The sequence below is a fragment of the Thiocystis violacea genome (assembly GCF_016583565.1).
GTDB classification, from domain to species: domain Bacteria; phylum Pseudomonadota; class Gammaproteobacteria; order Chromatiales; family Chromatiaceae; genus Thiorhodococcus; species Thiorhodococcus violaceus_A.
The window spans coordinates 1-22,947 of sequence record NZ_NRRF01000051.1 but is presented as its reverse complement, the minus strand read 5'-3'; the positions used below and the strand labels follow the sequence as shown (position 1 = coordinate 22,947).

General features: G+C 64.0%; 16 protein-coding genes and 1 pseudogene. 16 read left to right on the top strand and 1 reads right to left on the bottom strand.

Annotation, left to right across the window (positions count from 1 at the left end; translation table 11 throughout):
- Nucleotides 1–28 precede the first annotated feature (28 nt).
- The 11 genes and pseudogenes from CKO23_RS17665 (at nucleotide 29) to CKO23_RS17615 (ending at nucleotide 11,591) form a co-directional block, all read left to right on the top strand.
- On the top strand, nucleotides 29–799 hold the full coding sequence (locus CKO23_RS17665; RefSeq protein ID WP_200333144.1) for a cyclic nucleotide-binding domain-containing protein: 771 nt from the start codon (nucleotides 29–31) through the stop codon (nucleotides 797–799).
- The gene (locus tag CKO23_RS17660) at nucleotides 796–1,101 is read left to right on the top strand and encodes a chaperone NapD (RefSeq protein ID WP_200333143.1); all 306 of its coding nucleotides are present in this window, start codon (nucleotides 796–798) and stop codon (nucleotides 1,099–1,101) included. Before CKO23_RS17665 ends, CKO23_RS17660 begins: the two co-directional genes overlap by 4 nt.
- Before the next feature lie 64 nt (nucleotides 1,102–1,165).
- Entirely contained in the window at nucleotides 1,166–3,736 is a 2,571-nt protein-coding gene (napA, locus tag CKO23_RS17655; RefSeq protein ID WP_207168600.1) for a nitrate reductase catalytic subunit NapA, read from the top strand.
- Between the two features lie 200 nt (nucleotides 3,737–3,936).
- Nucleotides 3,937–4,803 (top strand): ferredoxin-type protein NapG, encoded by an 867-nt coding sequence (gene napG / locus CKO23_RS17650; RefSeq protein WP_200333141.1) that lies wholly within the window; start codon nucleotides 3,937–3,939, stop codon nucleotides 4,801–4,803.
- Entirely contained in the window at nucleotides 4,804–5,754 is a 951-nt protein-coding gene (gene napH / locus CKO23_RS17645) for a quinol dehydrogenase ferredoxin subunit NapH (RefSeq protein WP_200333140.1), read from the top strand.
- A gap of 8 nt (nucleotides 5,755–5,762) precedes the next feature.
- Complete coding sequence (locus CKO23_RS17640) at nucleotides 5,763–6,188, top strand: nitrate reductase cytochrome c-type subunit (RefSeq protein WP_200333139.1); 426 nt, start codon at nucleotides 5,763–5,765, stop codon at nucleotides 6,186–6,188.
- Nucleotides 6,189–6,236: 48 nt separating this feature from the next.
- On the top strand, nucleotides 6,237–6,848 hold the full coding sequence (locus CKO23_RS17635) for a NapC/NirT family cytochrome c (protein WP_200333138.1): 612 nt from the start codon (nucleotides 6,237–6,239) through the stop codon (nucleotides 6,846–6,848).
- A 440-nt stretch (nucleotides 6,849–7,288) separates the two neighbouring features.
- Nucleotides 7,289–8,482, top strand: a pseudogene (locus CKO23_RS17630) (ISNCY-like element ISAtsp9 family transposase); the annotation flags it as partial.
- Between the two features lie 265 nt (nucleotides 8,483–8,747).
- Nucleotides 8,748–9,746 (top strand): NAD(P)H-binding protein, encoded by a 999-nt coding sequence (locus CKO23_RS17625; RefSeq protein ID WP_346014630.1) that lies wholly within the window; start codon nucleotides 8,748–8,750, stop codon nucleotides 9,744–9,746.
- 192 nt (nucleotides 9,747–9,938) lie between these two features.
- Nucleotides 9,939–10,463 (top strand): ferritin, encoded by a 525-nt coding sequence (locus tag CKO23_RS17620; RefSeq protein ID WP_200333136.1) that lies wholly within the window; start codon nucleotides 9,939–9,941, stop codon nucleotides 10,461–10,463.
- A gap of 129 nt (nucleotides 10,464–10,592) precedes the next feature.
- Nucleotides 10,593–11,591, top strand: coding sequence for a hypothetical protein (locus tag CKO23_RS17615; RefSeq protein WP_200333135.1), 999 nt, complete (start codon nucleotides 10,593–10,595; stop codon nucleotides 11,589–11,591).
- A gap of 852 nt (nucleotides 11,592–12,443) precedes the next feature.
- Here CKO23_RS17615 and CKO23_RS17610 read toward each other — a convergent pair.
- Nucleotides 12,444–12,647, bottom strand: coding sequence for a YgaP family membrane protein (locus CKO23_RS17610; protein WP_200333134.1), 204 nt, complete (start codon nucleotides 12,645–12,647; stop codon nucleotides 12,444–12,446).
- 1,237 nt (nucleotides 12,648–13,884) lie between these two features.
- Here CKO23_RS17610 and CKO23_RS17605 point away from each other — a divergent pair.
- The 5 genes from CKO23_RS17605 (at nucleotide 13,885) to CKO23_RS17585 (ending at nucleotide 22,773) form a co-directional block, all read left to right on the top strand.
- Nucleotides 13,885–15,864 carry a cytochrome C gene (locus CKO23_RS17605; RefSeq protein ID WP_200333133.1) on the top strand — a complete coding sequence of 660 codons (1,980 nt, stop codon included), beginning with the start codon at nucleotides 13,885–13,887 and terminating at the stop codon, nucleotides 15,862–15,864.
- 14 nt (nucleotides 15,865–15,878) lie between these two features.
- Nucleotides 15,879–16,475 (top strand): c-type cytochrome, encoded by a 597-nt coding sequence (locus CKO23_RS17600; protein ID WP_200333132.1) that lies wholly within the window; start codon nucleotides 15,879–15,881, stop codon nucleotides 16,473–16,475.
- 24 nt (nucleotides 16,476–16,499) lie between these two features.
- The gene (locus tag CKO23_RS17595; RefSeq protein WP_200333131.1) at nucleotides 16,500–17,795 is read left to right on the top strand and encodes an FCSD flavin-binding domain-containing protein; all 1,296 of its coding nucleotides are present in this window, start codon (nucleotides 16,500–16,502) and stop codon (nucleotides 17,793–17,795) included.
- A gap of 728 nt (nucleotides 17,796–18,523) precedes the next feature.
- Nucleotides 18,524–19,654: an efflux RND transporter periplasmic adaptor subunit gene (locus CKO23_RS17590; RefSeq protein ID WP_200333130.1), complete on the top strand. Its 1,131-nt coding sequence runs from the start codon at nucleotides 18,524–18,526 to the stop codon at nucleotides 19,652–19,654.
- An 11-nt stretch (nucleotides 19,655–19,665) separates the two neighbouring features.
- Nucleotides 19,666–22,773, top strand: coding sequence for an efflux RND transporter permease subunit (locus tag CKO23_RS17585; protein ID WP_200333129.1), 3,108 nt, complete (start codon nucleotides 19,666–19,668; stop codon nucleotides 22,771–22,773).
- The last annotated feature ends 174 nt before the right edge of the window (nucleotides 22,774–22,947 follow it).

The following is a 22,947-nucleotide window of genomic DNA, read 5'->3' as shown; positions in this document are numbered from 1 at the left end:
GCCATGCCACCGAGAGGACCGCGCCGACGTGAATCGCCCAGACCTCGAGAACGCCTGTCTTCCGCTGCTCGAGACGGTTCCCGGTTTCCGATCTCTGCCGCGCGAGGCGCTGCGCATGATCGCGGGCGGCTGTCGCGAGCGCTCCGCGACGCGCGATCAGGTGCTGTGCGAGAAGGGCCAGCGGCTCGATGGTTTCTACGTGCTGATCGAGGGGCGGGTCAAGCTTGCTGTGCTCTCGTCCGATGGCGCGGAGCGGGTGTTGGATATCGTGCTGCCGGGTCAGACCTTCGCGGAGGCGGCAGCCTTTCTCTGCGAGCCTTATCCGCTCCATGCGCAGGCTCTGTCCGACGCACGCCTGCTGCATGTGCGTCTGCCACGGGTGCGCCGTGCCATGGAGCGTTGGCCGGAGGTCGCCTTCCGGATGCTGACGCTCATGGCACAGTGCACCCAGCGGCTCACCGCCGATCTGGAAGCCTGCTGTCTGCATTCGGCGGGGCAGCGGGTCGCGGGGTTTCTGCTGCGCGAGGCGGAAACGAACCGGGCGGCGGCGGATCAAGCCAGTCTCACCCTGCCGGCCGCTAAGTCGGTCGTCGCCTCCTGTCTCAACGTGTCGCCCGAGACCTTCTCGCGTGAGCTGCATGGCCTGGCGCGACGGGGGCTGATCGAGATCGAGCGACGCCAGATTCGGATTACGTCGCTGACACAGTTGCGCGCCCTGGCTGGGATCGACGGACCCCAGTGGACCGCGACGGCGAGGTGGGGCAGGGGACCGCTTGCCATGGGAGTCCAGCCATCATGAAACCCGTGAGAGATGCCAGTCCGGTCGAGCCGATCGATGGCGATATCCTGAGCTGCGTCGTGCAGGTCAGGCCCGGTCGTGGGCTGGAGATCGCCGCCCGTCTGGAGGCGCTGCCCGGCGTCGAGGTCCACGGCGGGGCGGAGGTCGATAGGCTGGTGGTCACGATCGAGGACCAGGTCGGGCACCGAGCGGCGGATCAGCTTGGGGCGCTCCCCCTGATCGAGGGGGTGATCAACGCCGTCCTCATCTATCACTGCGACGGACGCGCGCTGCGCGCGGACCCGCAAGCCGCCGAGGGCTGAGGCCGGGCGCGACCCGGTCCAAGCGAACGCACACTGAACATCCCAGGAGGAACCGCCCGTGACCATGACCCGGCGTGAATTCATCAAGTCCCAGGCGGCGCTGGCCGCCGCCACCGCGGCTGGCGTGGCGCTGCCCGGCGTTGCGCCGGCCCAGGCCCCGGACCCGGCGGCGGATCTGGGCATTCGCTGGGACAAGGCGCCCTGCCGCTTCTGCGGCACCGGCTGCTCGGTGCTGGTCGGCGTCAAGGACGGTCACGTGGTCGCCAGCCAGGGCGATCCGGACGCGCCGGTCAACCGGGGGCTGAACTGCATCAAGGGCTACTTCCTGCCTAAGATTCTCTATGGACAGGACCGCCTGACCCAGCCGCTGCTGCGCAAGAAGGACGGCCAGTTCCACAAGGACGGCGAGTTCGAGGCGGTGAGCTGGGACGAAGCCTTCGACGTCATGGCGGAGCAGTGGAAGAAATCCATCCGCCGCTCCATGGAGGAGAACCAGGGCAAGACGGTCGACGAGATGACCTCGCGGGTCGGGATGTTCGGCTCCGGTCAGTGGACGGTTTGGGAGGGCTACGCCGCCTCCAAGCTGCTCAAGGCCGGGATGCGCTCCAACAACCTGGACCCCAACGCCCGGCATTGCATGGCGACCGCCGTGGTCGGTTTCATGCGCGCCTTCGGGATCGACGAGCCCATGGGCTGCTACGACGACCTGGAGCACGCGGATGTCTTCGTGCTTTGGGGCGCCAACATGGCCGAGATGCATCCCATCCTCTGGTCGCGCCTGACCGATACGCGCCTGTCGCGGCCGGGTTGCGAGGTGCACGTGCTCTCGACCTTCGAGCACCGCTGCTTCGAGCTGGCCGACAACCCCATCGTTTTCACGCCCCAGACGGATCTGGCGATCCTCAACTACATCGCCAATTACATCATCGAGACCAAGTCCTACAACCAGGACTTCATCGACAAACACGTCCAGTTCGAGACCGCGACCACCGATATCGGCTATGGCCTGCGGCCCGAGCATCCGCTGGAAAAGAAGGCCGCCAACGCGGGCGTCGGCGAGAAAATGCCGTCGAGCTTCGAGGAGTTCGCCAAACAGGTTGCGCCCTACACGCTGGAATACACCGCCAAGCTATCCGGCGTGCCCGAGGCGAATCTGCTGCGCCTGGCCAAAGCCTACGCGGACCCGAATAAGAAGGTCAGCTCCTTCTGGACCATGGGCTTCAACCAGCACACCCGGGGCGTCTGGGCCAACAACGGCTGCTACAACATCCATCTGCTGATGGGCAAGATCTCCGAGCCCGGCAACAGCCCCTTCTCACTGACCGGGCAGCCCTCGGCCTGCGGGACCGCGCGCGAGGTCGGCACCTTCGCGCACCGGCTGCCGGCGGATCTCGTCGTCACCAAGCCCGAGCATCGCGCCTTCGCGGAGAAGATCTGGAAGCTGCCGGACGGGACGGTCCCCGGCAAGGTCGGTTATCACGCCGTGCTCATGCACCGCATGATGAAAGACGGCAAGCTCAACTGCTATTGGCAGATGTGCAACAACAACATGCAGGCGGCGGCCAATCTGAACGAGGAGTCCTATCCCGGCTGGCGCAACCCGGAGGTCTTCGTCACCGTCTCCGATCCCTATCCGACCGTCTCCGCGCAGGCGGCGGATCTGGTGCTGCCGACCGCCATGTGGGTCGAGAAGGAAGGCGCCTATGGCAACGCCGAGCGGCGCACCCAGTTCTGGCGCGAGCAGGTGTCGGGGCCGGGCGAGTCCAAGTCCGACGTCTGGCAGATCATGGAATTCGCCAAGCGCTTCAAGGTGGAGGAGGTCTGGTCGCCGGAGCTGATCGAGAAGATGCCCCAGTATGCCGGCAAGACCCTCTATCAGGTGCTCTACACCAACGGTCAGGTCGACAGTTTCCCCTTCGATGGCAAGGTCGTCGACGACCGGGGCAATGAGTACGACAACCATGAGAGCAAGGACTTTGGCTACTACGTCCAAAAGGGTCTGTTCGAGGAGTACCGGATGTTCAACACCGGTCCGGCCATCCTCAAGAGGGGCCACGAAATGGCTGAGTTCGGGGCCTACCACAAGGCGCGCGGTCTGCGCTGGCCGGTGATCGACGGCAAGGAGACCCTGTGGCGCTTCCGCGAGGGCTATGATCCCCATGTGCGGCACTACAACCCTGAGGTCGCCAAGGGTGACGTCTATTTCTACGGCAACCCCAATGGCCGAGCCAACATCATCTTCGCCCCCTACGAGCCGGCCGCCGAGAGCCCGGATGGCGAGTTCGACCTCTGGCTCTGTACCGGCCGGGTGCTGGAGCACTGGCATTCCGGCTCCATGACCCGGCGCGTGCCGGAGCTTTATCGCGCGGTGCCCGACGCGGTCATCTACATGAGCAAAGCGGACGCCAAGGAGCGCCGGCTGCGCGACGGGCAGGTGGCGGTCATCTCGACCCGGCGCGGCGAGATCAAAGCCAGGGTCGAGACCCGAGGCCGCAACCGCCCGCCCAAGGGGCTGGTCTTCATCCCCTGGTTCGACGCCAACCGCTTGGTGAACAAGCTGACCCTGGACGCCACGGACCCGCTATCGAAGGAGACGGATTACAAGAAATGCGCGTGCAAGGTGGCGCGTGTCTGACGGCGTTGATTGGTCACGAAGCTCCAGCTTCACGTCGCCGTGGGCCACCCGAAGCAGAGCTTCGTCACCAGATGCGTGGCTGGCAAGAACGGAGCGCACTCCTAATCGGGTCTGACGCGGACCAAACCGCTGGATCATCCAGTCCGACAACTGACAACTGACAACTGACAACTGACAACTGACAACTGACCAAGTCCATCATGAGCCCCCGAAGCACCAGCCCCCGCGCGACCCTCAACCGCCGCCAGTTCATCACAGGTGTGATGAAAACAGCCTGCGGCGTCGGTCTGTTCGGGCTCGGGTTGGGTCTCTACAGCCAGCGCGCGACCAGTCTGCCGGCCTGGGCGATCCGCCCGCCGGGCGCGTTGCCGGAGGATGACTTCAACGGTGCCTGTATCCGCTGCGGTCTCTGCGTGCGCGACTGTCCTTTCGACATGCTGCATCTGGCCCGGTTGGGCGACAAGATTCCGACCGGGACGCCCTATTTCGTCGCCCGTGAGGCCGGCTGTGAGATGTGCGAGGACATCCCCTGCGTCGCCGCTTGTCCGACCAACGCGCTCGATCACGCCCTGACCGACATCAGCAAGGCCGACATGGGGCTCGCGGTGCTCATCGATCAGGAAAACTGCATCGCCTTCCAGGGGCTGCGCTGCGAGGTGTGTTTCAACGTCTGTCCGATCCGGGGCGAGGCGATCACGCTCGACATGCAGCACAACGCGCGCTCCGGCAAGCATGCGCGGTTCGTCCCGGTGGTCCATTCGGAACACTGCACTGGCTGCGGCAAGTGCGAGGAAGCCTGCATCCTGGACGTGGCGGCGATCAAGGTGCTGCCGCGCCATCTGGCCAAGGGACAGCTCGGGGCGCACTACCGCTTGGGCTGGGAGCAGAAACACGAGGCCGGCGGGGCGCTGGTCACGCCGGACGTCGAGCATCGCTACAACCTGCCCGAGGGCATGCGATACGAGCATGGCGGTCGCGGCTTGATCCAGGAGGCTGTGCCGGGACAGCCGGCGAGCCCGATCCCAGACAACCCACTGGATGTACTCAATCGCAAGGGGGCGCTCTAGATGAACGCCTTTCCCGGTCAGACCGCGCGCGCGGAGCAGGGCTGGCTCAAGGCGCATCGATGGCTGCTGCTGCGGCGCGCGAGCCAGTTCGGCATCCTGGCGCTTTTTCTTGCCGGCCCGGTGGTCGGGATCTGGATCGTGACCGGCAACCTGTCCGCCAGCATGACCCTGGGTATCCTGCCGCTCTCCGATCCGCTGCTGCTGGCGCAGTCGATGCTCTCGGGCGCCTGGCCGGTCGCCAGTGGTCTGATCGGGGCGCTGATCGTGCTCGTCTTCTACGCCCTGGTCGGTGGACGGGTCTTCTGCTCCTGGGTCTGTCCGGTCAATCTGGTGAGCGACCTGGCCGCCTGGCTGGGGCGCCGCCTCGACATTCGCGCCAGCGGACGGATTCCGCGGGATGCACGCTATTGGCTGCTCGGTCTAATTCTGTTGTTTCCGCTAGCGACCGGCGTGATCGCCTGGGAGTACATCAACCCGGTCTCCATCGCCCATCGCGGGCTGATCTTCGGGATGGGTTGGGGTTGGACGTTGATGATCGCGGTGCTTCTCTACGATCTCTTCGTGGTGCGTCGCGGCTGGTGCGGTCATCTCTGCCCGGTCGGCGCCTTCTACGGGCTCATCGGCATCAGACCAGCCGTGCGGGTTGCGGCTGCCCGGCGGGAGCACTGCGACGATTGCATGGACTGCTTCGCCATCTGTCCGGAGCCACAGGTCATCAAACCCGCCCTCAAGGGCGCCGCCCAGGGCATCGGCCCGCTCATTACGGATCGGCAGTGCACTAACTGCGGACGCTGCATCGACGTCTGCGCCAAGAACGTCTTTGGCTTCACGCTCGCGTACCGGCGCGCTGGCCTCGGCCTGAGCGAGCCCGTGGACGACGGTGCGAGCACGGCGGCGCGCGGCGCGGAGACTGCGACGCGACACCCCGTATCCAGTCAACCGGGAGGATAGAGAAAGCGATGAATACATCGATGGCAGCCATGCGATTGGGGTTAGCGGCAGCCTGCCTGGCGAGTGCCATTTGTGCCGCGGACGAGGCGTCGCTTCGGGGCAACGCGCTGATGGATGGGTCAGGTCCGACGCCCCACAAAGCCACGCTGGCCGTGCCTGGCGGGTTCGGGCGCGGCTGGGAAAAGCAGCCGCCGATGATCCCGCACCCAATCGACAAGTACAGCATCGACCTGCGTCAGAACGGCTGCCTCAAGTGCCACAGCCCGGCGACTTTCGAGGTCGCCAAGGCCCCGAAGGTGGGCGACAGCCATTTCTTCGATCGCGACGGCGTCAAGCTCGACCATCTGGCGCCGAGGCGCTACTTCTGCACCCAGTGCCACGCCCCGCAAACCGGGGCGATTCCGCTGGTCGACAACGTCTTCGATGGGGACTGACCCGAGCGGTCAGCACAGCGCTCCTATCAGCGATTCGGGAAGACCATCATGTCCGAGCACAGCAAGACCTCAGCACCCAAGTCCCCAGTCCGTCGCGCGACCTGGCTCATCCTGTCGGTGGGCATCGTCATCGGCATCATCGCCTGGGGCGGCTTCAACACCGCCATGGAGGCGACCAACACCGAGCAATTCTGCATCTCTTGTCACGAGATGAAGGTCAATGTCTATCAGGAGTACACGGACACCATCCATTACAGCAACCGCACCGGGGTGCGCGCGACCTGCCCGGACTGCCATGTGCCAAAGGACTGGGTGCACAAGGTCGTGCGCAAGATCCAGGCGAGCAACGAGCTCTTTCACCACTTCAAGGGCGATCTGGACACGCCCGCGCAGTTCGAGGCGCACCGCTTCCGTCTGGCGCAGAACGTGTGGCGCACCATGAAGCGCACCGACTCGCGCGAATGCCGCAACTGCCACGACTTCGACTCCATGGACTACAACAAGCAGGAATCCCGCAGCTCGCAGGGACACCAGGATGCCGAGGAAGCCGGCCTGACCTGCATCGATTGTCACAAGGGCATCGCCCACAGCCTGCCGAGGGAGTACGACCCCGAGCAGGATGTCCCAGGCAAGAGCATCTTCTATACGCGGAGCGAGTGAATCACCCCCGCCGCTTGGATTGTTGTGATCGGCGAGCCACGTCGCGCAAGAGCCCGTCCGCCGATACTTGACCGATGTCGACGCGCAATGCGCACCCCAGCAGTTCTAAATTTAAGACCATGATGTCATAATGGTTTTTCGAGCCGACAGGAATCCCCAATGGCCCTGAAGCCAACAGTGCCTCCCAAGCCAACGCCACCACTCTTCTCGGTGAAGGGCATGGTTGATCACATTCGAGAGGCGTTGTTCGCGCTGCCCGACCATCGCAAGGGTGGAAATCCAGGGCCTTGAAGGTGCAAAAATACAACTTTCATAATTAGTATCTTACGTCGACTCTTGGGCGGGGCTCCGGTGGCCAGCACCGGATTCGAGGCAGCGCACAACAGGCAAATCAAACGGTTGCACGCATACGCGAATCGTGACCTTCACAGCCCTGGGGTGGAAATCATCAGAAGTATGTGATCGGTGACGCCGCGCTGAGTGCGTTCTCAGTGTTCTTCATGCAGAGTCCGTCGTTTCTCGACGATCAACGCCGGATGCAGAAGGAGCGCGGGCGCAACAATGCCGGTTCGTTGTTTGGCGTACATCAGATTCCGAGCACACAGCAGATTGGCAATCTGCTCGATCCGATCTCCCGGACGCATCTCGACGCGGTGTTCATGAACCTTGTCGACGCCGCGCACCAGCAGGGCGCGTTAGAGACGCATCGCCAAGCCGATGGACGCCTCTTGATTGCCCTTGATGGCACGGAATACCATGGCTCGTGCGCGATCGGCTGTCCGCAATGCTCCACGCGCACGCTCAACAGCGGCCAGACGCAGTTCTATCATGTGGCCATCACGCCGGTCATCGTCGCGCCCGGACAGAGCGATGTCTTCCCCTTGCCGGCGGCGTTCGTGCACCCGCAGGACGGACAGGAGAAACAAGACTGTGAACTCAGCGCCGCCAAGCGCTGGCTGCAGCAGTGGGGCGAGCACACCGCCTCCTGGCGCACGACCCTGCTCGGGGATGACCTCTATTGCCATCAGCCGTTTTGCGAGCACGTGCTCGCGCAGGGCTGCGCCTTTCTGTTCGTGTGTCTGCCAACCTCCCATCAGCTCCTCTACGAGTGGGTGGCGGATTTCGAGCGCAACGGCGAGGTGTCGACTTTGGTCAAAACACGCTGGACGGGCCGCGAGCGCCTCACCAACACCTATCGCTGGCTCAATGATCTTCCCCTGCGCGATGGCGACGACGCCCTGCGCGTCGGCTGGTGTGAGCTCACCACCACCGATGCGCAGGGGCGCGTGCTCTACCACAACGCCTGGGCCAGCTCCGAGCCAGTCTCCGCCGAGAATGTCGTGGCGTTTGTCGCGGCGGGACGCAGTCGCTGGAAGGTCGAGAACGAGAACAACAATACCCTCAAAACCCAGGGCTACCATTTCGAGCACAACTACGGGCATGGAAAACAGCATCTCGCCTCCCTGTTGGCGAGCCTGATCCTGTTGGCCTTCCTCGTCCATACCCTGCTCGATCGACTCGATCTCGCCTACCGGGCGGTACGCCGTGAATTGCCTTCACGACGCACCTTCTTCGAGCATTTGAGGGCGTTGACCCAGTACCTGTACTTTAGACTCCTGGGAGCAGCTGTTTGACCTCATGCTCGAGGCGCTTCAACCGGCCCAGCCACCGCCCAGGCGTCATGCAGGCGCAAATTTAGAATTGCTGGCCCGATTTCGACAGCCTAGTTTGAGCCTGCCGCACTCTGGTATTCTGATGCGCCCGCGCGCGAGTTCAGCGATTCCACTCGCCCAGTCTGTTGCGCGTCACGGACCGCGACAGATGTCGATGTCCAGACTTTGGATTCAAGCCTAGAGCACAACGAGCACGGACCGATGAATGCGAGCGACGCGAATGAATGTGAGCGACACTAAACAACCCCGTCGCGTCCTCATGGTCGGGGGCACCGGCACCATTGGGCGCGCGACTGTTTCCGCCTTGCTGGCGCGCGGTCACGAGGTTGTCTGCGTCGTCCGCCCACGCGCGCGCGATGCGTCGATGCAGGAGCGGCCGCTGGACTGCTTGCAGGGGGCCGAGGTGCGCTTCGCCGACGTCACCGATCCCGCCTCGCTTGCCGAGCATGGATTCCGCAACGAGCACTTCGATGCGGTGGTGTCCTGTCTCGCATCGCGGACAGGCGAGCCGCGCGATGCCTGGGCGATCGATCACCAGGCCCACATGGGCCTGCTCGCGCAGGCCAAGAGCGCGGGCGCGACACAGATGGTGCTGTTGTCGGCGATCTGCGTACAGCGGCCGAGGCTGGCCTTTCAGCAGGCCAAGCTCGCCTTCGAGCAGGCGCTGATGGAGTCCGGACTGACCTACTCGATCGTCCGTCCGACGGCCTTTTTCAAATCACTGTCGGGCCAGGTATCGCGGGTCCAGCAGGGGAAGCCTTATCTGGTGTTCGGCGACGGCACCCTGACCGCCTGCAAGCCGATCAGCGACGCGGATCTGGCGGCCTATCTCGCGGATTGCCTGGAAGACCCATCGCTGCACGACAAGATCTTGCCGATCGGCGGACCGGGTCCGGCCATCACGGCGCTCGAGCAAGGACAGTTTCTGTTCGAGCTGCTTGGTCGCGAGCCACGTTTCAAGCAGGTGCCGGTCTCGCTCATCAGCGGCATCGCGGCGGTCCTGGGGGTGCTGGGAAAGGTGGCTCCACGTCTGGCCGTCAAGGCCGAGCTGGCCCGGATCGGTCACTATTACGCAACGGAATCCATGCTGGTCCTCGACCCCGAGACCGGTCTCTACGATGCCGACGCAACGCCCGAGACCGGCCAGGACACCCTGTTCGATTACTACCGGCAGCTCGTCGATGGCTCCGAGACGGCCGAGCGCGGCGAGCATTCGGTGTTCTGAGCCTTGCAAGCCACTCGATGAAGTGCCCAGGGACACGCGCTCGCGACCTGCAATGTGTTGGCGCCGCGCGGGATCTGCGGCTCGGGATCGCCCTGCTTCCGGGCTGCACCCTTGCCCGATGGGGCTCGTGCCATCATCTCTCCGTATCACGTGACTGCAAACCAGCCCACAGACGACTAGGAGCACGCCTCGATGATTTCCCAAGAGATGTCCAGCCGCATCAACGCCCAGATCAACCGCGAGATGTACTCCGCCAATTTCTACCTCGCCCTCTCGGCACAGGCCGAGACCATGAGCCTGAGGGGTGTGGCGGCCTGGTTCTTCGCCAAGCATGGCGAGGAGCTTGAGCATGCCATGAAAATGTACCGCTACCTCATCGATCAGGATGCCGTCGTCCAGATTGGCGATGTCGCCGCGCCCGCAGCGGTTGAGCCGAGCGTGATCGAGATGTTCGAGCAGACCCTTACCCACGAGCGTGGCGTCACGGCCTGTATCAACGAGCTGGTCGACCACGCCCTTACGGAAAAGGACCATGCGACCAACATTTTCCTGCACTGGTTCGTCACAGAGCAGATCGAGGAAGAGGCGACCGTCAAGGATATCCTTGGTCGTGTCCGTCTATTCGGCGACCAGGGGCAAGCCTTGATGCTGATCGACAACGAGCTGGCGGCTCTCGCTAAACAGATCGGACAAGCGCAGGACACCACGGCCGCCTAGTCCACGCTCGCCTGTCATGCGGGGTTCGCGATGAGCAAGAAATCCGAGAAGTGCTGCAAGAAGTACCTTGAGCAGAAACGCTGCAAGAAGTGCCCGAAGCGCAAAACCCGGTGGAGCGAGGATTGATCGATGCGACTCAGATCCGGCCTTTTGACGATCCTGAGTCTCTTCATCGCTGTCATCGCTTTATCGGCGTCGCCGCCGGCTTTCGCCGCAGAGCCGCAAGCCGCGATCCCGACCTGGCTAAAGGCCCATGTCGGCGAAAGAGAGGGGCAAATCGCATTGCCAATCTTGCAGAGGGCACGTGCGCTTTACTGGAAAAAGGTGCGCGAAGGGGCCATTCGCAATCCCTGCTACTTCGCTATGGATGCGACGCGCCCGCACAGCTCGAGCAATGGCGGGGTCGGGCGCCGGTTCTACATCATCTGCGAATCTCAGCGGTCATTTCGTGCGGTTTCCTCCGGCCACGGCGGCGGTCGCACGTTGAATGGCATCGGGGATTTCAAGAACGGAAAACGCTGCGCGAAGCATTTCAGCAACGCCTTGGGCTCGAGACTGACGGCAGGCGGCGTCTATGTCACCGGCGAAACGCGGACCTCGTTTAAGGGTTACTACGGCAGCTCGGCCAAGCGGAAGACGCTTCTGATGCGCTCCTTCGTTCCCTTCGACGGCGAAGGCGAGACCGCGAACGCCGAGCAGCGTGCGATCGGCGGACATGCGGCGGTCTTGATCAAGGGCGCGTGTCTGCTGCGGGAGCCCGGCAGCCCCCATGCGAATGAAGCGGGCTACGTGCCGCTGGGAAGGCTGGTGGACTACTCCGGCGGCCGCAGTAGCGGCTGTACCAGTTGGTCGCCGTCGGATGCCCAAGAGATCGTGAGGATGACAGATGGTGATCCGACCACCCTGTATCTCTATCCCGAGGCGGCCGACATCGACGCCGTCACACGGGCGGTGGCAGGCGGGCGCTCCTTGTCGCGGTCGGAGCTGTACTGGAATGCATCCTGTCTGAAGGAGATCGGCGCTCCGAAGTATTGGCCTAAGGAGCACCTCGGGCCGAGGATCGCGGAATACACACGCAAACGTCCCGCTCCGCAGCCCTCTCCACTGCCGCTTTGCCAAGGGCAGTAGCTGCTCTGGCTGTCGGCCGCGTGACTGTCCTATATTTCCTCGCCACACGAATCTGGCTGCGCGGACGCCGCACCCAGCGAACCTCGATGTCGGGGATCACATCGACGGGGTCATCGACGGGGTCAGGTCTTCCCTTTTGCCCTTGCTCACAAGGGGGTTGTAAGCCCAAACCCCGGAAATTTCTGTCGACCATAAAAAATCAATAAGTTACGTTCAGCAGAAGCCAGCAGAAGAACCATTTTTCGTGAGAGGCGATGAATGTAAGTGATCGATAAATAGTCGCTTCGGAATTCTCGAGGGTTTGGGCTTTAGAACCCCAGCGTCCGGGGATGCGCGCTGGCACCGCTCGCAATGTCCGTCAGCCAAGTCGTTGCGGGTTGTCTGGGCGTCTTACCCCGGCCAATCTCCTGCCTCAGTCCATGGCTGGGCTCCCGGCGTGGCTAGGATGTCCTGTCCGTGGCCAGGGTGGCCCCTTGCCGAGGGTTGGTTTCACAGACAGAAGCGCACTCGCAAACGTGCCTTTGGGTTGACTCTGGTTCTTGAGGTGCCGCCAAAAGGTCCGTTACGCTTCAGATTGACGTTCGGTTGGTCGGTCGGCCGGCTTCGAATGGACGGCCCACTCTCCGAGCGACCGGTCCATCCAGGTTGAACTCGACTGCCGTGAACGAACGTTCGTCGCCCTGGGCAGAGCAGCCTCATGGCACGGCAGCCGAAGCCGTCCTTTAGCGTGTCAGTCGCCTCCACCTCGGGGACACCGCCACGGGCATACTGGCCCGCGCAAGATGGGCAATGTGGAATGTGTCCCGAGGGTTGGAAGCGATGAATCTCACGGCTGGTACGGCGTCGATTGCTTCAGTCGTCCGCAGCATCTTTCGCCGTGTTGATCCCGAGCGGGACGTAGGCGAGGCAGGTGCCAAAGTAGGCCGTCCCCAGCAGAATGAGGCCGATGATGTCCAACCACCACAGGCCAGTGACGATGCCTAGCAGGATCGCGGCACCGCCTGCGGCGAAACGGATGTTACGGTCTTGCTTGCCCACGTTGTTGACCAATTTCATACAATCACCTCGATGTTTTCGTGTCTCAGGATTGGTTTGAGCGACGCCGGTCGGCCGAGACCTTCCTAGCGCCTACTGCCGAGGACATGGGGCCATCGCAGCCAATTTCCCGTCCTCAGGCGGCTGGCCGGTGCTTGGAATACCCATCGCGCTACACATGTTTCGGTCGCTCTGGCGTCCTCCGGCTAGCTAGGAGTCTGTCCGACTGAGCACCCGCTTAGACCGAAGAGCCGGATGCCCGAATTGGGCATGTCCAGATCGTTGGTGACGGCGGGTGAGCCATCACCCTCGGTCACCCGGCCTCCTTGTTTCGCCGTCCCCGTTTTCGCCAAGCCCTCTAAGGCCTCAGCAGCCATCACCCGCGGAGCACCGACGCCGTGCTCGCCTTCAACCGCGGCCGCTGGGGCATCGCGAACAGCTGCCACCATAGCCTCGACTGAAATCGGGACAAGGATCGCTGCACCACTGGCACTGACCACGGACCCGAAGACATCACCGCGCTACGCCGCTTCGCGATGGGGCTCATCACATCCGATCCTTCTCCGCAGGCTCGACGAACGTCGCGTGCACCAGAAGGCACCAACACGGCGTCCAACGGAAGTATGAAAATTCATATCTTTTGATCTAGCTCAGAAACATTACAGCCTGGCTCGCCGGTGTGGTTGATCATTTTCAATGCCATCACGCAGAATGCGGGGGCAATGAGCCGCGAGACTCCTTGATTTTGAATGTTTCGCGGCTTTGCGAATGCCTGGCCCAGCGGTTACTCGGGATCAGCGGGGGCGGTGGGGGCAGTGGGGTTTGCGCCCAGATGGACGAATCCCTCGAAAACCTCCCCGACCTAGGCGCGGAACCCCTCCGCGAGGCCGAGACTTCGGCTGTTGATGACCAGGGTTCGCTTTTCGCTCGCCCCAACCGATGTTGAGCGAACGCTGAGCGCCGCGGTCCCAAACCGTCGAGATTGGGGATCTGTCGAGATGAGGGATCCAAGGTGGCTCTTGACCCGTCCGCCGTCATGGGTGCGCGTTCTTCGAGTGCATCTCCAACGGTCGGACGCTCTGACCCGCATGCGCAGCGATCGGCACGCGTAGCGCGGCTTGCGCTTCGCGCTGCCAGCTCCGGATGCGCCGCGTCGGATGCCTCGGGGAGAGCACGTCGCGAAACTCCGCAATCCGCATCGCTGGCTTGATCTGCAACAAAAATACTTAAGATGACCGAGGAAACCGGAGGAGCCACGATGCCAAGCCGCATCGCCAACATCGGAATCGTCAGCCTCTTGGCGGCGCTTCTCTGCACGATCGTCGTGCCCGTCGCCTTCGCAGTCATGACGGAGCCCGACGAAGGGCTGATGATCGACCATTTCGATCCGGAGACCGGCAAGCGGGTCATTCCCAATGAACGCTGCCTGACCTGTCATGGCGATCAGGAGCATCAGACCGATGTGCGGGACGACGGCTCGCCGGTCGAGATCTTCGTCCATGGCGAGCAGATCGAGGCCAGCGTCCACGGCTCCCAGACGTGCACCAGCTGCCACGTCACCATCGATCGCGTCCCCCATCGCAAGGCGCCGGCGGTCATCGTCGGCTGCATCGAGTGCCACCGCGACACCTGGGAGCAGCACAAGAACGACCCCGACGGCAAGCATGAGCGTCTCAAGGTCGTCAACGAGCAGATCGCCAGCTACATGCAGTCGATCCACGCTCAGCCCAACGAGCTGGACCAGTCGCGCACCAACGCCACCTGCTACGACTGTCACGAGGGCCACAATGTCGGCGAGCTGGGCAGCATCCAGCGCGCCGAGCACCGCCTGAAGAACCCCGAGATCTGCGGCCGCTGTCACGAGAAGGAGCTGGAGGACTACCGCACCTCCGATCATGGCAAGGCGGTGCTGGAGGAGCGGGACAGCGAGTCGGCGGTGTGCTCCGATTGCCACACCACGCACGAGATCGCTTCGCCCGAGACCGACAAGGCGAAGCTGCAGATCACCAAGAACTGCGGCGACTGCCATCAGGAGGCCCAGCGCACCTACTTCAAGTCCTATCACGGCCAGGTTCACCGCCTCGGCTACACCGATGCCGCCAAGTGTCACGACTGCCACGGCGGGCACTTGGTGAAGAGCGAGGACGATCCGACCTCGGAGATCCACGCCAGCAATCGCCTGGAGAACTGCCGAAACTGCCACACAGAGGCCAACGAGAATTTCCTGAGCTTCTGGCCTCACGGCGACGCCCATGACCGGGAGCACTATCCGGGCCTATGGGCCTTCCGGGTGTTCATGGAGATTCTGGTCTTCTCCGTCATGGCCTTCTTCTGGGTCCACGTTCTGCTCTGGCTCTACCGCGAAGTGATGGACCGCATTCAGGGCAAGGGCTTCGTCGAGGACCTGAGCCAGCCCGACCTGGTCTACTTCCGCCGCTTCCCCGTGGTCTGGCGCTGGATCCACTTCCTCTTCGCCATCGCCACCATGACCCTGATCCTGACGGGCACGACCCTGCTGTTCTCGCATACGGCTTGGGCCAAGGCGGTGGTGGAATTCCTCGGCGGCATTCGCATGGAGGGCATCATCCACCGCACGGCGGCCGTCATCTGGCTCACGATCTTCTTCGCGCATTTGGCGATCGCGACCAGCAATATCTGGCGCAAGCGTAAGACGTTCGAGTGGTTCGGCAGCACATCCTTGGTCCCCAACCTCAAGGACCTTCGGGACCTGAGAGACATGTTCAAGTGGTTCCTCGGCCGCGGTCCGCGCCCTCAGTTCGGCCACTGGACCTACTGGCAGAAGTTCGACTATTGGGCGCCCTTCTGGGGTGCCACGGTGATCGGTCTTTCCGGGCTCATCCTCTTCATGCCGGACAAGACCTCCCTCATCCTGCCGGGCTGGACCTTCAATATCGCCAATCTGGTGCATGCCGAAGAGGCGCTCTTGGCGGCGATCTTCTTGAACTCGGTGCACTTTTTCAACGTGCACTTCCGTCCCGAGCGCTTCCCGATGAGTACGGCGATCTTCACTGGAGTGATCCCCATCGATGAGTTCAAGCACGACCACCGTCTCGAGTACGAGCGGCTGGTCGCGAGCGGTGAGCTGGAGAAGCATCTGGTCCACCGTCCCTCGCGGCGTCTCTCTCTGGCCGCCTCGTTCATCACCACTGTTCTGATCATGGCGGGCCTGGCCCTGCTCACGCTGGTGCTGTTCGGCCTGGTCACCTTACCGAGCTGACGGGGATGGAGAACATGAACAACAACGAAACCCTGCACAAGTCCGCTCGCCATGTCCTTCTCGCTGTGCTGGCCGTGCTGCCAGCGGCTGTCTCGGCGGGGCCATCCGGCCAGGCCATGGCCTTCACCTGCGCCGGATGCCACGGCACCGATGGTTCCAGTGTTGGACCCTCGATGCCAGCCATCGCCGGCATGGACCCCGAGGTCTTCGTGGATGCCATGAAGGCGTACCGCGAGGACGAGCGCAACGCCAGCATCATGAACCGCATCGCCAAGGCCTACAGCGACGAACAGCTCAAGGAGATGGGCTGGTTCTTCGCGAGTCAGCGGTTAAACCTGTTCCCGCAGACGTATGACGCGGCCCTTGCCGAGCGGGGGGCTCAACTGCACGACGAGTACTGCGAGAAGTGTCACGAGAAGGGGGGGCGTCCCGGTGATGCTGGCACCCTCGCCGGGCAATGGATGCCGTATCTGCACTACAGCATGGAGGACTTCCTCAACGGCAAACGGAAATGGCCGCGCAAGATGCAGCGCAAGGTCGACGCCGCGATCGAGGCGGCGGGAGACACGGCCATTCCCGCCCTGATCAATTACTACGGCAGCCAGCAGTAGCGCGGCGGCGGAGAACAGAGCATCGTGACAAACCTGAAACGCAGAACCTTCATCCGTGCCGCCGGTGCTGCCGCCGCGCTGGGGACGCTGGGCTTCCCGTCCTTGGTGCTGGGGGCGTCGCGCCGTGTGGTTGTGGTCGGCGGCGGCGTGGGTGGCTGTACCGCGGCCAAGTACCTGCGCAAGCTCGACCCAAGCATCGCCGTGACCCTGATCGAGTCCAAGCCGGCCTACACCTCCTGCTTCATGAGCAACGAGGTCCTGAGCGGCGAGCGGACGCTGCAATCGCTGACCTTCGGCTACGAGGGTCTGCGTGGCTATGGCATTGATGTCCTGCAAGATACGGTCGTCGGAATCGACCCGGAGACAAGACAGGTCCAGACCGCGGGAGGCCGCGCGTTCGGCTACGACGCCTGCGTCGTCTCTCCCGGCGTCGGCTTCAAGTGGGACGCCATCGAGGGCTACGACGAGCAGGTCGCGAACCAAAGTATTCCCCATGCCTGGTACGCCGGGCCGCAGACCCAACTGCTCCACAACCAGATCAAGGCCATGCCCGAAGGCGGGCACGTGATCATCGTCGCCCCGCCCGATCCGTTCAAATGCCCGCCCGGCCCCTATGAGCGCGCCTCGCAGATTGCCCTCTACTGCAAGCACCACAAGCCGAGGGCCAAGATCACCATCCTCGACGCGAAGGACGCCTTCTCCAAGCAGGCCCTCTATATCGAAGGCTGGACCAAGCTCTATGGCTACGGCACCGACAACAGCATGATCCAGTGGCTCGGCGCGGCGGCGGGTGGAACGGTGGAAGCCCTTGACCCGAGCACCCGCACCCTGACCGGTTTGGTCGAGGACTTCCAGGGCGACGTGATCAACATCATCCCGCCGCAGAAGGCAGGCGCCATCGCCTTTGCCGCCGATCTGGCGGACGGCGACTGGTGCCCGGTGGACAAACGCACCTTCGAATCCAGCCGTCACAAAGGCATCTATGTGCTTGGCGACGCCTCCAGCGCCGCCACCATGCCGAAGTCCGCCTACGCGGCCAACTCCCAGGCCAAGGTGGCCGCCGCCGCCATCGTCGCCAGTTTCCAAGGCAAGGAGCCGGATGACCCGACCTTCGTCAACACCTGCTACAGCGTCGTCGGCGAAGACTTCGGCATCTCCGTGGCCGCGGTCTACCGCCTGAATGCCGAGACCAACACCATCGAGTCGATCCCCGGCTCCGGCGGCGTCTCACCCACTCAAGCGAGTCCGGAGATCCGCAAGCGGGAGGTGAGCTATGCCCATAGCTGGTTCAAGAATGTCATTAACGACATGATGGAGTAGCAACCGCCAGGTCGAGATCTCAACGGGCTCGACGCTGGGTCTCGATTCCGCGAAGGAGCCGCCCTCTGTCGCGCGCCCTGAGGTCTTGGAGCAGCCTGCTGCCGAGGGTGCCGCGACCCACGGCACGTTTCCGATCAGAGCCTCTCGGCGTGGGCGCAGAGAGACCCAGCGCGCGTGGGTTTCTTGGAACCTGGATCCGGCGATCGACCGCTCCGTGCTTGGCACAACGCATTGATCGCCATCGAGATCGAGGCCGCCTGCTGACTCAGTCGTCGGGTGATGGCCGCTGCGGCCCCAGTGCAGGGTCCGCGCGGTGCCTGGCTGCGTTGCAACGGATTCTCTCGTGAGGCAGGTTCCGTCGCAGCACCACGCCGGCGCCGTGCGCCTTGCCAGTCACCCCGCTGGCCGCACCCTGGAGGCCGTCGCGGTGCCTTCGATCCTCGGTCTGCCTGAACCAGAAGCGCTCCGACACCCTATCGCGGCGGCTCGCCAGCCACTTCGAGGCCATCCGCGCCGGCGGCAGCGCGGGTTTCGACGCGGTCCACTGATTCACCGGGGGACGCTTCGGCTCCGCCAAGCGCACCCGTTTCGGTGGCCACTGCAAGCGCGCTGACGCGATATCGAGGTGACATCGCGCCTGCGATCGGCAGAAAATCGGGGTATCCGCGACTCCGGATGCCAGTCTCGGCTGGTCTTACGCCTCAAGCCTTCTCTCGGTTGGATGTCTCATGCTGCGGAAATTGATCGTCACAGCCATCGCCGTCGCCATCCTGATCGGCGCAATCGTCTATGCCAAGCTCGGCCAGTTCGCGGCGATGGGCAAGGCCGCCGAGAGCGCGGTCCAGCCGCCCGAGACGGTGACGGCCATGACGGTCGACAGGGCGCTCTGGGAGCAGTCGATCCCCGCCGTTGGCACCCTGGAGCCGGTACAGGGCGTCACGGTCAGCGCCGAGGTTGCGGGGCGGGTGACGCAGATCGGCTTCGAGTCCGGCGCCGCGGTCAGGGCGGGAGCCGTTCTGCTGGAGCTCGACAAGGCGAGCGAGGATGCCCAGTTGGCCTCGGCGGAGGCGTCCGCGGCACTGGCCAAGGCGGACCTCGCCCGGGCCAGGGCGATGGGGCAGCGCAAGCTCGCCTCGCAGGACACCGTGGACGCCGCCGAGGCCAAGGCGAAGGAGACCTTGGCCCAGGTCGGGAACATCCGCGCGCTCATTGCGAAGAAGTCGATTCGCGCCCCCTTCAGCGGCCGCTTGGGTCTGCGCTTGGTCAATCTCGGCCAGGTGCTGCGGGAGGGGGATCCGATCGTGTCCTTGCAGACCTTGGACCCGATCCACGTGGATTTCTCGGTTCCACAGCAGAATGTCGGACGCCTGAGTCAGGGCATGAAGGTGCGCCTGTCCGCCGATGTCGCGCCGGGCGACACCTTTACCGGCGCCATCATCGCCGTCAGCCCGGAGGTGGACGCAGGCACCCGCAGCGTGCGCGTGCGGGCGCTGATCTCCAATACCGGTGAAAAGCTCTATGCCGGCATGTTCGCCAAGGTCGAGGTGGTGCTTCCGGACAAGGAATCCGTGCTTCCGATCGCGGCGACCGCCGTGCTTTACGCGCCTTACGGTGATTCGGTGTTCGTGGTCGAACCGCACACGAGCGACAAGCCCGGCGAGACCGAACAAGTGCTGAGGCAGCAATTCGTCCGGCTCGGCCGGGCGCGCGGCGATTTCGTGGATGTGGTCGACGGACTCAAGGCCGGCGAAAGCGTCGTCACCAGCGGCGTCTTCAAGCTGCGCTCCGGCATGAAGGTCGTGATCGACAACAGTCTGGCGCCCAAGGCCAGTCTCGCGCCGCACCCGAGCGATTCCTGAGGCGCGCCGTCATGAAGAGCTTCACCGACCTATTCATTCAGCGCCCGGTGCTCGCCATCGTGGTCAACCTCTTGATCGTGATCGCCGGGCTGAACGCCTGGAATTCTCTGAGCGTGCGCCAGTATCCGGTGAGCGAGAACGCGTCGGTCCAGATCTCGACCGTCTACGTGGGTGCCAGCGCGGAGCTGGTGCGCGGCTTTATCACAACGCCCCTGGAGCGCGCCATCGGGGCGGCGGAAGGCATCGACTACGTCGAGTCCAAGAGCCTGCAGGGTATCTCCATCATCACGGCCCGGCTCAAGCTCAACTACGACTCGACCAAGGCGCTGGCCGACATCTCCTCGAAGGTCGATCAGGTCCGCAACGACCTGCCCGTGGAGGCGCAGGTGCCGGCCATCAGCGTGCAATCGGCCGACTCGGACTTTGCCGCCGCCTACCTCAGCTTTGCCTCGGACATCCTGTCGCCCGAGCAGATCACGGATTACCTGACGCGGGTGGTGCAGCCACGGCTATCCGCGGTCGCCGGTGTTCAGCGCATCGAGATCTTCGGCGCGCGTACCTTCGCGATGCGCATCTGGCTCAAGCCCGACCGCATGGCGGCGCTGGGCATCAGCCCCTCTCAGGTGCGCCAGGCGCTGGCCGCCAACAACTACCTGGCCGCGGTCGGCAGCACCAAGGGCGCCCTGGTCCAGACCAAGCTGGCGGCGAATACGGATCTGCACAGCCCCGAGGATTTCCGGCGCCTGGTGATCTATCAGAAAGACGACACCATCGTGCGCGTTGAGGATGTCGCGGATGTCGAGCTGGGCGCCGAGGACTATGACACCCTGGTGCGCTATTCCGGGCAGACCGCCGTCTTCGCGGGCGTCTTCCCGCAGCCCAACGCCAACATCATCGATGTGATCGGCAAGGTGCGCGCGGAGCTGGCGGAGCTTCAGCGCGACATGCCGGCGGGCCTTGAGGCCAGCATCGGCTATGACGCCTCCGACTATGTCAGCAACGCCATCCACGAGGTGACCGGCACCCTGATCGACACGCTGCTGATCGTGATCGCGGTGATCTTCCTCTTCCTCGGCTCGGTGCGCTCGGTGCTGGTGCCGGTGATGGCCATCCCGGTGTCGCTGATCGGGGGCGTCTTTCTGATGCAGCTGTTCGGCTTCACGCTGAACCTGCTGACGCTGCTCGCCATCGTGCTGTCGGTCGGTCTGGTCGTGGACGATGCCATCGTGGTGGTCGAGAACGTCGAGCGGCACCTGCGCGAGGGGCGCACCCCGCGCGAGGCGGCACTGCTCGGCGCGCGCGAGCTGGTCTCGCCGATCGTCGCCATGACCATGACCCTCATCGCTGTCTATGTCCCCATCGGTCTGCAGGGCGGCCTGACCGGCTCGCTGTTTCGCGAGTTCGCCTTCTCCCTGGCCGGTGCCGTGGCCATCTCCGGCATCGTCGCGCTCACCCTGTCGCCCACCATGTCCGCCTATCTGCTGCGCAGCGCGCAAGACGAGGAGCGCGGCCTGACCGGCTGGCTCAATCGCCGCTCGGATCAGTTGCGCGAGGCCTACGGGCGCGCGCTTGGAGCCACGCTCGACGCCAGGCCCGCGGTCTATCTGGTGTGGGTCGTCGTGAGCCTCTGCACCGTCCCGATGTTCATGTTCTCCCCCAAGGAGCTGGCCCCCAGCGAAGATCAGAGCGTGCTCTTCGGCATCATCAATACGGCCGCCAACGCCACCACGGATCAGAACGCGGTCTACGCCGCGGCAGCCGAGCAGGTCATGCTTCAGGTCCCGGAGACGGAGCTGACCTTCCAGCTCCTGTTTCCGCCGTCGATCGGCGCGACGCTGGGCGCCGACGGTTTCAGCGGCATGGTCGTGAAGCCGTGGAGCGAGCGCACCCGGACGGTGTCTCAGATCCTGCCGGAGGTGCAGGCGAAGGTCTCGCGGATACCCGGCATCCAGATGTTCGTGACCACCCCTCCGGCACTGCCGGGCGGCAGCAACTTTCCGGTGGAGTTTGTTATCACCTCGACCGGCGACGAAGAGCATCTGCTCGATCTTGCGAAGGAGCTGCAGAAGCGGGCGGAGCAGAGCGGGCTGTTCTATTTCCCGCCGGACATCGACGTGAAGCTCGATCAGCCCCAGGCGACCCTGGTGTTCGACCGCGACAAGGTCGCCGCGCTGGGACTCAACCTGGCGCAGGTGGGCGCCGACCTGGCCGTCGCCACCGGCGGCGACTTCGTCAACCGCTTCAACATGGACGGTCGCAGCTACAAGGTGATCCCGCTGCTGAAGCGGATCGATCGTCTCAACAGCGACCAGCTTGGCAACCTCTACGTGACCGGTCCGGCAGGCGAGATGGTGCCCTTGTCGGCCGTCGCGCACGTCGAGCACAGCGTGGTGGCCCGGTCGCTCAACCGCTTCCAGCAGCTCAACGCCGTGAAGCTCTCGGGCATGAGCGCGCGAACCCTCGATGACGCGCTGAGCTTTCTGGAGGACGCGGCGCGCGAGGTCCTCCCGCCTGGCTATGGCGTCGACTATACCGGCGAGTCGCGTCAGCTGCGCACCGAGGGCAACAAGTTCCTGCCGGCCTTCTCCCTGGCCGTCCTGATGATCTACCTGGTGCTGGCCGTGCAGTTCAATTCGTTCCGCGACCCCCTCGTCATCCTGGCGGGCTCGGTGCCGCTGGCGATGTTCGGTGCGCTGATCTTCACCGTTCTGAAGATGCCGGACCCCAACACGCCCTCCTGGACCGCTGGTTGGACCACGACCATGAACATCTATGCCGAGGTCGGTCTGGTGACCCTGGTGGGGCTGATCGCCAAGAACGGCATCCTCATCGTCGAGTTCGCCGACAAGCTCCAGCAACAGGGCGCGAGCAAGCTGGACGCCGTGCGCCAGGCGGCGATGATCCGGCTGCGTCCGGTGCTCATGACCAGTCTGGCCACCATCGCTGGCCACTTTCCGCTCGTCCTGGTCACGGGCGCGGGCGCCGCGGCCAGAAACTCCATCGGTCTGGTGCTGGTCGGCGGCATGACGATCGGTACGCTCTTCACCCTCTTCGTGGTGCCGTCGCTCTACGTGTTGATGGCCAAGGACAGGCGGGGAGAGCGGTCTCGGGATCTCTAAGGCGATTTCCGGTAACTCACGTTTCGGAGTTCGAAATCAGCCCCTAAAACCAGGGGCGCCTTCTCGGCTCCACCACGACCGCGGCGCACTACGCCGCGCTGGCGGCCCGATTCCGCGCCCAGCCCTCGCCACCGGGACAGTGGCTGGCGTGGGTCTGTCGGGACAGTGCCGCAG

What these genes read in the sequence shown, in the direction of transcription:
- CKO23_RS17660 (WP_200333143.1), top strand. Translation starts at nt 796, where the DNA reads ATGAAACCCGTGAGAGATGCCAGTCCGGTCGAGCCGATCGATGGCGAT.
- napA (WP_207168600.1), top strand. Translation starts at nt 1,166, where the DNA reads ATGACCCGGCGTGAATTCATCAAGTCCCAGGCGGCGCTGGCCGCCGCC.
- napG (WP_200333141.1), top strand. Translation starts at nt 3,937, where the DNA reads ATGAGCCCCCGAAGCACCAGCCCCCGCGCGACCCTCAACCGCCGCCAG.
- napH (WP_200333140.1), top strand. Translation starts at nt 4,804, where the DNA reads ATGAACGCCTTTCCCGGTCAGACCGCGCGCGCGGAGCAGGGCTGGCTC.
- CKO23_RS17640 (WP_200333139.1), top strand. Translation starts at nt 5,763, where the DNA reads ATGAATACATCGATGGCAGCCATGCGATTGGGGTTAGCGGCAGCCTGC.
- CKO23_RS17635 (WP_200333138.1), top strand. Translation starts at nt 6,237, where the DNA reads ATGTCCGAGCACAGCAAGACCTCAGCACCCAAGTCCCCAGTCCGTCGC.
- CKO23_RS17620 (WP_200333136.1), top strand. Translation starts at nt 9,939, where the DNA reads ATGATTTCCCAAGAGATGTCCAGCCGCATCAACGCCCAGATCAACCGC.
- CKO23_RS17615 (WP_200333135.1), top strand. Translation starts at nt 10,593, where the DNA reads ATGCGACTCAGATCCGGCCTTTTGACGATCCTGAGTCTCTTCATCGCT.
- CKO23_RS17610 (WP_200333134.1), bottom strand. Translation starts at nt 12,647, where the DNA reads ATGAAATTGGTCAACAACGTGGGCAAGCAAGACCGTAACATCCGTTTC.
- CKO23_RS17605 (WP_200333133.1), top strand. Translation starts at nt 13,885, where the DNA reads ATGCCAAGCCGCATCGCCAACATCGGAATCGTCAGCCTCTTGGCGGCG.
- CKO23_RS17600 (WP_200333132.1), top strand. Translation starts at nt 15,879, where the DNA reads ATGAACAACAACGAAACCCTGCACAAGTCCGCTCGCCATGTCCTTCTC.
- CKO23_RS17590 (WP_200333130.1), top strand. Translation starts at nt 18,524, where the DNA reads ATGCTGCGGAAATTGATCGTCACAGCCATCGCCGTCGCCATCCTGATC.
- CKO23_RS17585 (WP_200333129.1), top strand. Translation starts at nt 19,666, where the DNA reads ATGAAGAGCTTCACCGACCTATTCATTCAGCGCCCGGTGCTCGCCATC.